Here is a 12276-nt window from a genome sequence, read left to right on the forward strand (position 1 = left end):
TAAAGAATGACCTCTTCAAATTTTCATGAAATTCTAATTAATTTCGCAGAAAGTTATCATAATTTTAGAGTATTTTGGACATTAATACTATTACAATAATAAATAAGTAGGTGAGACGATGAGAAGAATCCGTAAACGTTCATTTGAAGAACTTGTTTTAGAAAACAAGCAGCTGTTATTAAAAGATGAAGAGGCACTCCGAAAAATTGAAGACCGCCTAGAAGAAAAAATGCTAAACAAAGCCGCTGAATAACTTTCAAATATTTCTTGTTATGAATATCCCTCTACCTTGAGATAGTAAAGGTAGGAGGGATGTTTTAATGAGTAATCCAAAAAGAGTCAGCAAACGGATGGAACCAACACATATTGGTACAAAATCACGTGAGGCTGGCGGAAATAAAGGCAACCAAATGCAAGATACATCAGGTAAACACGCTCAAGTAATTCAAACAAAGGGTGAATAACACATCCAACTTTTTCAAGTGTTATTTATGCTTTCAGAGTAAAGAATATAGCTTGTAGTACCATTCATTCGATAAAGGGAGGCGTTTTGTTATGGACCAATTCAAACAACATCGTGCAAACCCGGATGATCGCAGTGATAATGTAGAAAAACTACAAAGCATGGTGCAGAACACAATTGAAAATATTGAAGAAGCACATGATTCCATGCAATTTGCCAATGCGGAGGAAAGAGCTCGCATTGAAGCAAAAAACCACCGTCGTGAAGAAAGCATTGCTGCTTTTAGGTCTGAAATTAAAGACGAAGCGAGTGCTCGCGAAAACGGTCTTAAGTAAAGAAGAAAGGACGGGCAGCATTATGCCCGTCTTTTTTTAGCCTTTTGATGTGGAAAAAAATTCTTTTATGTTATCATTATCAAGTAAAGCCAAGTAAATGGGGGAGTAGAGATGCTAATTTCTAAAAAAGAGATTGAAGTACGTTATGCGGAGACAGATCAAATGGGGGTTGTGTATCATGCTAATTACCTTGTTTGGATGGAACTAGGCAGAACACAGCTAATCAAAGATTTAGGCTTTTCCTACGCACATATGGAGCAGGACGGAGTTATTTCGCCTGTTATTGATATAAATGTTACATATAAAAAGCCGCTTCGTTATGGTGAGGTTGCTACAATACATACTTGGATTGAAACATATGATGGCTTTCGCGTGGTCTATGGATATAAAATACTTAGACCACAAGAGGAAATCGCACTCTTGGGAAGTTCCTCACATGTGTGTGTGAGAAAGGAAAATTTTAAACCTATTATTATTCGCAAGAAATATCCGGAGTGGCATGCTGCATACGAAAACGCTAAAAAACAAGGAGAGTAAAACATGGCTTTCGGAATTAAACGTGGGGAGCTTCAAGAATGGAAAGAAAAAGTAAAAAGAGGGGAGATTGCCTTCCTAACACACTATTGGATTCATCCTCGTTTTGAGGGCATTACCACAGTAACAAAAGCCGGTTGTTGTGATGTGAAAAAGCTCATCAATTGGGGGCGGAAATATGGCTTGAAGGAAGAATGGATACATAAAAGGGAAGAGTATCCTCATTTTGATTTAATCGGAGATACCCAGCTGGAGATTTTGAAAAAAGAAGGTCAATGGACACAAGTTCTTCGATTCTTCGAGCATAAATAAAGAATTAGGACTTATATAGCCCTAATTCTTTTTTATGTTCATTCGTAGTCAAATTTAGGTTCATTCAATTCTTCATCAAACTTAATGTGAAGGTCATGGCTGTCAAAATACCATGCATCTTTTTCTTCCACAAAGAACGTAATTCCATCTTTCTCAATGGTTGCAACAGGCTGATCTGGATCTTCTTTTACAATCCCTAAAGAAAACCCCTTTTGCACGGTACTGCATCCTCCATAGCGAACTTGGAATTTTATGTTGTCGCCATTTTCTAAGTGCAGCTCTTTTTTATACCATTCTAATGCTTGATCTGACATATGAATATTCATAACAGCAACTCCTTTTGTCTCTTTGATTGTATTACGTTGCCTTGAAAAAAGGAAAGATGCTTTCGCATAAACGCAATATGTATATACAACCTTATTATACCTGAATTCCACGAATGCAACCAAACGAAACCACTTTAAGAGAAAATGAAAAAACACCGACCCTATTATATAGAATCGATGCTTGTGGAATCAGTTATTTATTTCATCTTCTTCTAACCATTGATACATATGCTGCATCATTTCCTCATTTTTAACCTCTGCTTGGGGAAATCCGTAGGAAGCTGCGTCCTTCAATGGAACTACATGATATTTAGTGGGATTGATTTGGGAAACATACGTAGGGATAAAATTATCCACTTTAATATCGATTTTGCTCTCCTTACCATCCAACGTCTTTTCGACATGAAGTTGAAGGATTCCACCTATATCTTTATAGTCATCTTTTTGGCCAGACAAGAAATTACCTAATGAATAGACAACAAACATTTTACCGCCATCGGGTCTGTCCATGAACTTCATTGGCTGCAATACATGGGGATGATGTCCAATTACAATGTCGACCCCAATTTCAGATAAAAAGTCTGCAAGTGCTTCTTGTTCGGAGTTAGGAAAAAGAATATATTCTACTCCCCAATGCATTGCAACTACAACCACATCAGAATTTTGTTTGGCTTCTTCCACATCTTTTTTTATTGCCTCACGATCAATCAGGTTAACGAAGAACTCTTTCCCTTCCGGAACGGGAATCCCGTTTGTTCCGTAAGTGTATGACAAGAATGAGAATTCAATGCCATTTTTAGACATAGTCCGTAATCGGGCTTTATCTTCATTGCTCTTATAACCACCGACATATTCCATCCCAATTGTTTCATAATGATTAATGGCATTCATGATTGCCTTTTCTCCACGGTCCAATGTATGGTTGTTGGCGATGCTCACAATATCAACGCCAGCTTCTTGAAGGGCATCAGCAACTTCAAATGGACTGTTAAAGCTAGGGTAGTTGGATAATCCTATTTCAGTCCCTCCGATGACGGTCTCTTGATTTGCAATGGAGATATCGGTTTCAAGTAGGTATGATTTGACCCTATCTAGCATTGGATTGAAATCATAGCTGCTTTCTCTGGTTTTCGCTGCATTATACACGGTGCTATGGATGAGTAAATCCCCAACAGCTGAAATGGTTGCTTCAGTTCGGAAACCCTTTTCTGTTTTTACTTCCTTTGTAGCCTGGTGTAGCTTAACCGATTTTGCAATGGTTTCTTCTTGATTCTCACTCCCGTTGAAATTGCTGAAGTGTTTAAACGATAAAACAGAAAAAACTGTCCCCAAGATTAATATAATAAGGATGGGGACTAAATACTTTGCTTTTTCATTCATTGAACTAACCCCTTATATCTTTTTCTTCTTTCACCATATAACATAGTTTTCGCGAATTTCATCAAAATATGTCGAAAGTTCAAAAAATTAAAGGAATTTTGTTTTGTATCTCGAAATAGTATAAGAATACATATAAAAAGGGGGAAATCAATTTGCTTACGTTCAAAAAACCGGAAGTAGAACAGTTCTTTAAAGTTTTTAATATTGAAGATTTCACTTTGAGTCCTGATGAGAAACAGTTAGTTTACAGTACGAATCTGACGGGACATTATAATGTATGGGCGATGGACCTGCCTAATCAATATCCATACCCGCTTACATTTAATGACCAAAGCTGCCATGGGTTAAAGTACGATCCCAATGGAAAATACATATTAGCTAGTTTTGATCAAGATGGGAATGAGTTGACACAGCTTTATGCACTACCTAGCAGCGGCGGGGAATTGCAGGATGTAAGAGTGGAGAAAGAGCACCGACATATGAACCCTAGTTTCTCCAAAGACGGAAAACGAATTTATTATACGAGCACAAAAGGAAATCAGACATACTTAAATTGTTATTGCTATGACTTAGAGACAAAAGTGGAAAAGTTATTGGTAGAGGGGACCGATGCGTCGACTTACTTAATAGCCGTCTCAGAAGATGAAGAAAGCTTCATTACCCTAAGACATTATGCCAACACTCATACACAGGCATATTTACATCAAGGAGAAACAGCCACTAAATTAACTCCGGAAACAGATAGCCATCATACGGTGGACAGCGCTATATTTACTGAATCCGACTCCATTTATCTTGTTACTGATTATGAGGATGATAATGGATACCTCGCGCACTTCAATCTTGAAACTAAGAAGTTTACAAGAGTATCGGATAGTGAGATGCATTTTAACAACATGTATCTAGACAAGTCAGGAAATAAGTTATATCTTGTTTCCGCAAAAGGAGTGGAGGACAAGCTCTATACCTATTGTTTGGAGAAGAAAGTTTGGAACGAAGTAAACATACCAGTCTCCATTATTGATAAAGTGGTAATCAGTAAAAGTGGATCGGTCTATTTACTAGGGAAGACTGCTTCAAAGCCAGCAAACATATTTAAAATGGAACATGAAGGGTGGATCCCTTTAACCAATAATCGTGTGCCAGCAGTAGCGGATGAAGATCTTTGTGAACCTGAAATCCTTTCTTATCCATCCTTTGATGGATTAGAGATTGAGGCTTTATTCTTTAAGGCAAAAGAAGAGATGTCAAATGGTCATGTGATCCTTTGGCCGCATGGTGGTCCACAGGCATCTGAACGAAAATTCTTCCGTTCTTATTTCCAATTCCTTGTAAATCAAGGGTATAGTATTTTTGCACCAAATTTCCGCGGTTCCTCCAACTACGGATTAGCCTATATGAAGATGGTAGAGGGAGACTGGGGGCACGGACCTCGGCTAGATAACATCCATGGATTAGAATGGATAATTGAAAAAGGCTATGCAGAAAGAGAAAAAATATTCCTTATGGGCGGCAGCTATGGTGGATACATGGCGTTACTTCTTCATGGGCGACATCCAGAATATTTTAAAGCTGTCATTGATATATTTGGTGTCAGTAACCTGTTTTCCTTCATTGACTCTGTGCCGGAACACTGGAAACCGATCATGAAACAATGGGTAGGAGATCCTGTAGAGGATAAAGAACGACTGACAATTGATTCTCCAATCACCTACCTTGATACCATGACAAAACCAATGTTAATTATCCAAGGTGCAAACGATCCGCGAGTGGTCAAGAAAGAATCCGATCAGATTGTGGATGCTTTAAAGGAAAAAGGCAGAGAAGTGGAGTATCTTGTTCTTGATGATGAAGGACACGGCTTCTCTAAGAAGGAAAATGAAATTAAAGTTTTCAGGGCAATCCTGAACTTTTTAGAAAAACATATCTAAATTTTCATAGGCATTTTCTTAGGATTCGGGTTTAAACTCCGGATCCTATTTTTTGTTCAACTTGTTATGGCGCTCTAGACGTAGCCCATTCTACGTCTCAAGAAGTATTTTCCAAAAAAGGATTTTTATTTAATAATAATGAGCATATAATCAATTTTGGGAGTTGGGTATATATTCTTATTTTTCATAATTGAGGGGAGAATGTAGGAATGTCGATGATGGAATTTATTTTAAAAAGGAAATTATTCAACAGTCTAATTTGATTACTTAATTTTAGTGTTCCTTTCTTCTTGTTTCCACTTTCTATACAGAAGAAGGCAGTGAATAAGACCAGCTAAGATAAACAGGGACATTAATAAAACAGAAGCAGTATTGGGGATATCAAAGATAATAATGATAGCAATCAATACTATTAAAGAAGGTGGGAGTTGCCAGAGGTTTCGAATCAGTTTTCGTCTATAACTAAGTTTGTAATAGCTTAGCACAAATCCTTTATCGACTTTTTTCTTTTTTTTGTAAACCCTGTTCAAAGTAAAACTCATGATTAATCCAACCACAATACCAATAATTACATTGATCATCAGGCTTTCCATTGATAGATTACTAATTATATCATTATCCATTATACCCTCCACTTTTGTTTTTTCTATTATATGGTAACATAAAACTATTAATAAATTTCTAAGGGTGGTAATAATACATATGAAAACACTCATCTGTTTCGGTGATAGTTTGACTGCAAGGCACGAAGGAAAGGACAACCCCAGACTTACTGAAAAACTTTCTTTTAAACTCCCTACATTCAGGGTTTTAAACGCAGGGATATCTGCTAATACCACCAAGGACGCATTAAGAAGGATTGAAAAGGATGTATTAACTCATAGACCAGATTTAGTGACGGTATTATTTGGCTCGAATGATGCTGCAGTACATAAAAAGGTAGCTTTAAACACATATGAAGAGAACTTATTAAAGATTACCCAATTAATTGGACCAGATAAAACGATACTCATCACTCCTCCTCCAGTAGATGAAAAGTTACAACCAAACAGGAAAAATAGCGAACTGGCTAAATATGCAGATGCAGTAAAACGTGTTTCAGATGGAACCGGCAGTTATTTGATTGACTTCTACACAGAAATGTACAATAGACAAAATTATAAGGAACTCTTGGTTGGCATTTTAAATGATGGGTTGCATTTTGGGGAAGCAGGTTATGATATTTTGGCAAAACTAATCAATGAAAAGGTACTAGAGATTGAATCAACCCCTAGAGAAAAAATTTGATTAGGGCGGTAATATTTGACCTTGATGGCACGCTTTTGGATAGGGAAGTTTCTTTAAATAAGTTCGTTGTTGATCAGTATGAAAGGTGTAACCAAGCTTTCATTCACATTAACAAAAATACCTATATTGATAGATTTATCGAGTTGGATGCACGTGGGTATGTCTGGAAAGATAAAGTCTATCAGCAGCTTATTGATGAATTTCTAATTGAGGAACTGACTTGGAAAGAACTTTTGGATGATTATATCCATCACTTTCCGTTTCACTGTACCCCTTTTGATAATGCAGAAAACACACTTCAGCAACTTTCTAAAGATAACCTTTCATTGGGAATGATAACGAACGGTTTAGAAGTTTTCCAGATGAACAACCTAAAAGCACTTGGTATTGGACACTTTTTTCAATCCATTCTTGTTTCGGAGCGGGAAGGGATAAAGAAACCTAATCCTGAAATTTTTCGAAGATCTGCAGAGTTTCTTCAAGTATCGATGAAGGAGTGCCTTTTTGTTGGGGATCATCCCGAGAATGATGTTACTGCTGCTAAAGCTGTTGGCATGACGACAGTTTGGAAAAAGGATTCCTATTGGGATGAAGTGGATGCAGACATTATTATAGAAGATCTCGGTTGTTTGCCTGCTATTGTCAAATACATAAATGAGAAGGAAGGCAGATATCATGGTTATTGAAGTAGAAACCCTCAAGCATGTGCTTTTAACAATTGAGGATAAAAAGATACTAGAAGATACAACTTATAGAGACAAATTGATAGATTCCATGATGAAGCACATCGGCACAACTGACCCGACTCTTCGTGATGATTTGATTTACACTACCTTTGCTAAATTGATTAATGGTGGAATAATCCCGCAATGTAAGTTGCTTAAAATGTTAGAAATATGCTTGGATGAGGAGCATCTTTTTTATAAAATCGGGGAAGAAAAAGGGGACTCTGTTTTTACCCGATCCTTCTCTTCTTTGGTTGTTGCACTAATTTTAGCGAACGATGATGGGACACTTCTTGATGCTAAGAAGGTGCAGGAAATAAAGATAGCAATTTTTGTATATCTAGATAAAGAACAAGATACCCGTGGATTCGTAAAAGATAAGGGATGGGCGCACAGTATCGCACATGGAGCAGATATGTTGTCTGCTCTGGTAAGTCACGAGCATTTTCATATAAGTCTACTTTCTGATGTGCTAAAAGCAATAGAAACTTGCCTTCTAAAGGATGTCGTGTACCAAGATGAGGAAGACGAGCGGCTTATTTTTGCTATAGAGGCACTGTTAGAAAAAGGGATGGAGAAAAAGCTGTTTATTAACTGAATAAAATCCCTCTCATCAATTTTAATCAAGGAACAGGAAAAGAGTGGGCAATCACTGCCTTTTTACCGGAGTAAGATTAACGTGACCAATTTCATGAAGACTCTTTATTTTCGGTTGAAGCTAATGAATCCTGATCAGGAACTGCTGGAATGCTTAGAACATGAAATTCATTACTGGTTCCGAAAAACTTATTGCTAAGGGTAGGTGTTATAGTATTGATTGATCAAAAAGAAGAATTATTTATAAGAGAGCTGCAACAAGGCAAGGATGAAAAATATTTATTAAAATGGTTGTCCAATCCAAAAGTGTTGGAGTTCTATGAGGGGCGAAATGTAATATTTAACATGGAAGATATCCTAAGGAAATTCTTCAATAGAGACGATGAAGTCCTTAGGTGTATTGCCGTTTATCAAGGAAATAACATTGGTTATATTCAATATTATCCAATTAATAAGGTTACTAGCACATTAGCAGAATACTTTGAAATGGAGAGGGTTTATGGCTTAGATCAGTTTATAGGTGATTCAGATTACTGGAATAAAGGAATAGGAACCCAGCTCATTTCCTCCATGGTAAATTACTTAATAACACAAAAAGGGGCCACAAGGATAGTTATGGACCCGATGACATCTAATGAAAGAGCCATTAAATGCTATGAAAAATGTGGGTTCAAAAAGATAAAAATATTACGTGAACATATTTTACATGAAGGAGATTATAGAGATTGTTGGTTGATGGAACGTACTAACTAATCTTGAATAACAATCTCTATTCTTACATTAATGCTCAACCCTAGTAAACTATAGCTCTAAAGGTAATGACAAGATAAAACATCAAGGGGAATAGAGTTACGATAACACCCATGGTCTTATACTTATGCTTAAATTGCAAGCCCAGTCCGATAAGCCATATTCCAAGTATAAGTAAATACCAAAGATTGTATTGTGAAGTTTCTGTTTCTGATATTCCTGGCCCTGCCAACCAGAAGGTAAGTAATAACACAAATAAACCAGTCACTACATTCCAAGTTATTAGCATAAATCTTTTCAAATTAGTGGCCTCCTTTTATATAAGTTAGTGTAATTTTACATGATAAAAGTGGTGAGTGTATATCTTTTATTCTGAAAATTAAATAATCTTTCTTTTTGAAACCTTTTCCTTTTTTCAATCGTAGTATTAACGTCTAATAAAATTTCATGTTGAATGGAGGAGTAGGGATGTCTTTTTTTAACAAGGCATTAGCTAGTGTAGGAATTGGAGCAGCAAAGGTAGATACTAAATTGGCTGAATCAAGTTTTGTAGCTGGTGAGGAAATTAAAGGGATAGTAGAAATCACTGGTGGTTCTATAGAGCAAAAGATTGATGAAATTTACTTAACTTTATTAACTAACTATATTAAAGAATCAAATGATACCAAGGTTCATAAACAAGCAGTACTAGAAAAAAAGAAAATCGTGGATTCGTTTGTGATTGGTGTTAATGAAAAGAAAGAAATTCCTTTTACATTGACATTGCCATATGAAACACCTGTAAGTATGGGCAACACTAAAGTGTGGTTACAAACAGGGTTGGATATTAAAAATGCAGTGGATCCGTCAGATAAAGATGTGGTCCATGTTCAACCATCTCCCCTAGTCTCAACAATCATGAGTGCCGCTGAGCAATTAGGTTTTCGTTTAAGAAAAGTAGAATGTGAAGCTGCTCCTTATAGATGGAAAACTCATTATCCATTCATTCAAGAGTTCGAATTTGTTCCAACTTCCGGATCTTTCAGAGGAAAGTTGGATGAAATTGAAATGATCTTTTCAAATAATACTGGAAATTCAGTAGAGCTGGTTCTGCAAGTAGATCGTAAAGTTAGAGGTCTTGGCAGTTTTCTATCGGAAGCACTGGAAATGGATGAGACGTTTGTAAAAATGCGTGTAACAACCCAGGACCTTCCTGGCTTTAAAGAGCAATTAGACAGTACCATACGCCGTTATTGCTAAGAATATATTTTAAATAAGGACACCTTTTCTAGGGTGTTCTTTCTTGTGTGAAAAAAGTTGTTATTTCATATAATATAAATTAAACTAAAAATTCATTCAATTTATTTTAAAGGGGCGTGTTGTAATGACGAAACTAGGATTTATCCGACACGGAAGTACTGCTTGGAATAAGGAACGAAGAGCACAAGGAAGTTCTAATATTCCACTTGATCAAGATGGTATTAGGGATGCAGAAAGTCTAGCAGATAGGATAAAAAATGAAGATTGGAATGTTATCTATTCTAGTGATCTAGTAAGAGCAATGCAAACTGCTGAAATTGTGGCAAGGAATTTGCAAGTTGACGAGGTGTTCTTAGACTCCAGACTCCAAGAAGTGAACGGTGGTCAAATTGAAGGCACGACAGAACCTGAACGAATTGAAAAATGGGGAGAAAATTGGCGTGATTTGGACTTGGGGATAGAATCAAGGGAAATGGTAATAAAACGAGCCCTTTCATTCATTGAAGAGGTAACTGAAAAACATAAAGACCAGAATGTACTAGTGGTTAGTCATGGGTCCTATATAAGACATGTTTTAAGAGAATTGGTGAAAGACCTTAAAATGGAAGATCATCTTGAGAATACCTCTGTTTCCACTGTCAAAGTTCGTGAAGGACTGTGGGAATGCGAACTATATAATTGCACGAAGCATCTTGGAGGCAAGTAGAAAACGTCTAGTTGGAAAGTCTTGCTAAAATAGTGCTTCGTTTGTATAATAGGAATATATGTTCGTATACCGTAAAAGGAGGCATTTTTCTTGTTACATACTGAAAATGATGTACTGAATCTTATTGAATCGGATGAATGGATGATGGATATATTGAGAGCGGCAAAAGCCCTTAATCTACCTGATTGGTGGGTATGTGCTGGATTTGTCAGAACAAAGGTGTGGGATACATTACACGGACATAATAGTAGGACTCCTTTGCCGGACATAGATGTTATTTATTATGATAAAAATGATATAACAGAGGAAAAGGAAAAGCAGCTTGAAAAAAGACTGCTAGAACTATGCCCCGTTGAACCATGGTCCGTTAAAAACCAAGCAAGGATGCACGTCATTAATAATTTGCCGCCATATGCTAATTCCACGGAAGCAATGTCTAAGTTTCCAGAAACTGCCACGGCATTAGGAGTTAAATTAGACCGAGACAATCAATTGCAATTAGCTGCTCCTTGCGGAATTCAAGATCTTATAAACTTAGAGGTAAAGCCTACACCTCTTTATAAAAAGACAGCAGAACATGCCAGCATTTATGAAACTCGCTTGAAACAGAAAAATTGGCAGGCAATATGGCCGAATATCACTATTTTACATGTGGAAGGTGTAAATTTATGACAGGAATGCTTCATCATATAGAATTGTATGTGTCGGACCTGAAGAAAACGAAAGAATTCTGGGGTTGGCTGCTCGAAGAATTGGGATATGAGCCCTATCAAGAATGGGAAAGCGGACAGAGTTGGAAAATAGAAAATACATACATAGTTTTTGTGCAAACGGAAGAAAGATTTCTCGATGTTCCTTATCATCGGTGCAGGGTAGGCCTAAATCATCTTGCTTTTCATGCAGCATCACGGGATCATGTTGACGAATTAAGTGTAAAACTAAAGACTCGTGGAGTAAATATGCTTTATGCTGACAAACATCCATATGCTGGCGGGGAAAACTATTATGCGGCATTTTTTGAAGATCCTGACCGGATTAAAGTAGAGCTTGTGGCTCCTTGAATATAAAGATTCCAAAGGAGGAAAAACAATGTTTCATACAGTATTACTTATAGGAATTGCTATTGGGATAGGAACCATCATTTCCTACCTTGGACAATTGGTAAAGCAGAATAAAAGAATCATAGAATTGTTAGAAAAAAAGGATAGATGAGATGACTAAGATTAACATGTATACGATGTGTCTTGTAGTGGATGGAGATAAAGTTCTCTTAATTAATAGGCCGAAAGATAAAGGATTTCCTGGCTTCATAGGACCGGGCGGGAAAGTGGATTTCCCTGAAAGTCTAACAGAAGGCGCTATTCGAGAAGTTCGTGAAGAAACTGGCTTGGAGGTAAGTAACTTAATCTATAAGGGTCTAGATGAATATGTAAACGAGTTGGAAGATGAAAGATATATGGTGTTTAATTATCTAACATATACTTTTAGTGGACAACTTTTAACATCTCCACCAGAAGGAGAGTTAAAATGGGTGGCAATATCCGAAGCCCTTGAACTCCCCATGCAAGATTGGTTCAAAAAAAGGTTTCCCTTATTTTTTGAAGAGGGAACTTTTGAGAAACATGTAGTTTGGGATGATGAGGTCCAAAATGCTGTAAAAGAAGTGGTAACAAAGCATTAATGACATATAA

The 12276-nt window shown here is 36.8% G+C and carries 20 protein-coding genes; 16 read left to right on the forward strand and 4 right to left on the reverse strand.

Annotated elements, in window-relative coordinates:
* Positions 1-118: 118 nt before the first annotated feature.
* The 5 genes from LC091_RS07530 to LC091_RS07550 all read left to right on the forward strand — a co-directional run bounded on the left by LC091_RS07530 (position 119) and on the right by LC091_RS07550 (position 1644).
* Positions 119-253: an FbpB family small basic protein gene (locus tag LC091_RS07530; RefSeq protein ID WP_082153446.1), complete on the forward strand. Its 135-nt coding sequence runs from the start codon at positions 119-121 to the stop codon at positions 251-253.
* Between the two features lie 67 nt (positions 254-320).
* Complete coding sequence (locus LC091_RS07535; RefSeq protein ID WP_226681424.1) at positions 321-464, forward strand: acid-soluble spore protein N; 144 nt, start codon at positions 321-323, stop codon at positions 462-464.
* 91 nt (positions 465-555) lie between these two features.
* Positions 556-798 carry a small acid-soluble spore protein Tlp gene (gene tlp / locus LC091_RS07540; protein WP_226681425.1) on the forward strand — a complete coding sequence of 81 codons (243 nt, stop codon included), beginning with the start codon at positions 556-558 and terminating at the stop codon, positions 796-798.
* A 111-nt stretch (positions 799-909) separates the two neighbouring features.
* A complete protein-coding gene (locus tag LC091_RS07545) occupies positions 910-1335 on the forward strand; it encodes a YbgC/FadM family acyl-CoA thioesterase (RefSeq protein ID WP_226681426.1) in 426 nt (141 codons plus the stop codon).
* A 3-nt stretch (positions 1336-1338) separates the two neighbouring features.
* A complete protein-coding gene (locus tag LC091_RS07550; RefSeq protein ID WP_226681427.1) occupies positions 1339-1644 on the forward strand; it encodes a hypothetical protein in 306 nt (101 codons plus the stop codon).
* 38 nt (positions 1645-1682) lie between these two features.
* Here LC091_RS07550 and LC091_RS07555 read toward each other — a convergent pair whose 3' ends face one another.
* Together LC091_RS07555 and LC091_RS07560 are read right to left on the reverse strand one after the other, a co-directional pair.
* Positions 1683-1970 carry a HesB/YadR/YfhF family protein gene (locus tag LC091_RS07555; protein WP_010193550.1) on the reverse strand — a complete coding sequence of 96 codons (288 nt, stop codon included), beginning with the start codon at positions 1968-1970 and terminating at the stop codon, positions 1683-1685.
* Between the two features lie 189 nt (positions 1971-2159).
* A complete protein-coding gene (locus tag LC091_RS07560) occupies positions 2160-3350 on the reverse strand; it encodes a CapA family protein (protein ID WP_226681428.1) in 1191 nt (396 codons plus the stop codon).
* A gap of 152 nt (positions 3351-3502) precedes the next feature.
* Here LC091_RS07560 and LC091_RS07565 point away from each other — a divergent pair, with 152 nt between their 5' ends.
* On the forward strand, positions 3503-5281 hold the full coding sequence (locus LC091_RS07565) for a S9 family peptidase (RefSeq protein WP_226681429.1): 1779 nt from the start codon (positions 3503-3505) through the stop codon (positions 5279-5281).
* A 263-nt stretch (positions 5282-5544) separates the two neighbouring features.
* Here LC091_RS07565 and LC091_RS07570 read toward each other — a convergent pair whose 3' ends face one another.
* On the reverse strand, positions 5545-5874 hold the full coding sequence (locus tag LC091_RS07570; RefSeq protein ID WP_226681430.1) for a hypothetical protein: 330 nt from the start codon (positions 5872-5874) through the stop codon (positions 5545-5547).
* 109 nt (positions 5875-5983) lie between these two features.
* Here LC091_RS07570 and LC091_RS07575 point away from each other — a divergent pair, with 109 nt between their 5' ends.
* From LC091_RS07575 to LC091_RS07590, 4 genes are all read left to right on the forward strand, one after another.
* Positions 5984-6568: a GDSL-type esterase/lipase family protein gene (locus LC091_RS07575; protein ID WP_226681431.1), complete on the forward strand. Its 585-nt coding sequence runs from the start codon at positions 5984-5986 to the stop codon at positions 6566-6568.
* Positions 6565-7254, forward strand: a complete 690-nt coding sequence (locus LC091_RS07580; RefSeq protein WP_226681432.1) for an HAD family hydrolase — start codon at positions 6565-6567, stop codon at positions 7252-7254. Before LC091_RS07575 ends, LC091_RS07580 begins: the two co-directional genes overlap by 4 nt.
* Positions 7244-7891: a DUF2785 domain-containing protein gene (locus LC091_RS07585; RefSeq protein WP_226681433.1), complete on the forward strand. Its 648-nt coding sequence runs from the start codon at positions 7244-7246 to the stop codon at positions 7889-7891. Before LC091_RS07580 ends, LC091_RS07585 begins: the two co-directional genes overlap by 11 nt.
* A gap of 215 nt (positions 7892-8106) precedes the next feature.
* Positions 8107-8643, forward strand: coding sequence for a GNAT family N-acetyltransferase (locus LC091_RS07590; protein ID WP_226681434.1), 537 nt, complete (start codon positions 8107-8109; stop codon positions 8641-8643).
* Between the two features lie 40 nt (positions 8644-8683).
* Here the strand turns inward: LC091_RS07590 and LC091_RS07595 are convergent, their stop codons facing one another.
* Positions 8684-8941 carry a hypothetical protein gene (locus tag LC091_RS07595; RefSeq protein WP_226681435.1) on the reverse strand — a complete coding sequence of 86 codons (258 nt, stop codon included), beginning with the start codon at positions 8939-8941 and terminating at the stop codon, positions 8684-8686.
* A 167-nt stretch (positions 8942-9108) separates the two neighbouring features.
* Here LC091_RS07595 and LC091_RS07600 point away from each other — a divergent pair, with 167 nt between their 5' ends.
* From LC091_RS07600 to LC091_RS07620, 6 genes are all read left to right on the forward strand, one after another.
* Positions 9109-9879 (forward strand): sporulation protein, encoded by a 771-nt coding sequence (locus LC091_RS07600; protein ID WP_226681436.1) that lies wholly within the window; start codon positions 9109-9111, stop codon positions 9877-9879.
* A 124-nt stretch (positions 9880-10003) separates the two neighbouring features.
* The gene (locus LC091_RS07605; protein WP_226681437.1) at positions 10004-10585 is read left to right on the forward strand and encodes a histidine phosphatase family protein; all 582 of its coding nucleotides are present in this window, start codon (positions 10004-10006) and stop codon (positions 10583-10585) included.
* 141 nt (positions 10586-10726) lie between these two features.
* Complete coding sequence (locus LC091_RS07610) at positions 10727-11257, forward strand: nucleotidyltransferase family protein (protein WP_404819673.1); 531 nt, start codon at positions 10727-10729, stop codon at positions 11255-11257.
* Positions 11254-11646, forward strand: a complete 393-nt coding sequence (locus tag LC091_RS07615; RefSeq protein WP_226681439.1) for a VOC family protein — start codon at positions 11254-11256, stop codon at positions 11644-11646. The genes LC091_RS07610 and LC091_RS07615 overlap by 4 nt, the downstream gene beginning before the upstream one ends.
* Before the next feature lie 28 nt (positions 11647-11674).
* Positions 11675-11797: a hypothetical protein gene (locus LC091_RS20350; protein ID WP_264179257.1), complete on the forward strand. Its 123-nt coding sequence runs from the start codon at positions 11675-11677 to the stop codon at positions 11795-11797.
* A 1-nt stretch (position 11798) separates the two neighbouring features.
* Positions 11799-12266: an NUDIX domain-containing protein gene (locus tag LC091_RS07620; protein WP_226681440.1), complete on the forward strand. Its 468-nt coding sequence runs from the start codon at positions 11799-11801 to the stop codon at positions 12264-12266.
* Positions 12267-12276: the final 10 nt, after the last annotated feature.

This window comes from Sutcliffiella horikoshii, assembly GCF_020524325.1.
In the GTDB taxonomy this organism is placed as follows: Bacteria; Bacillota; Bacilli; order Bacillales; family Bacillaceae_I; genus Sutcliffiella_A; species Sutcliffiella_A horikoshii_D.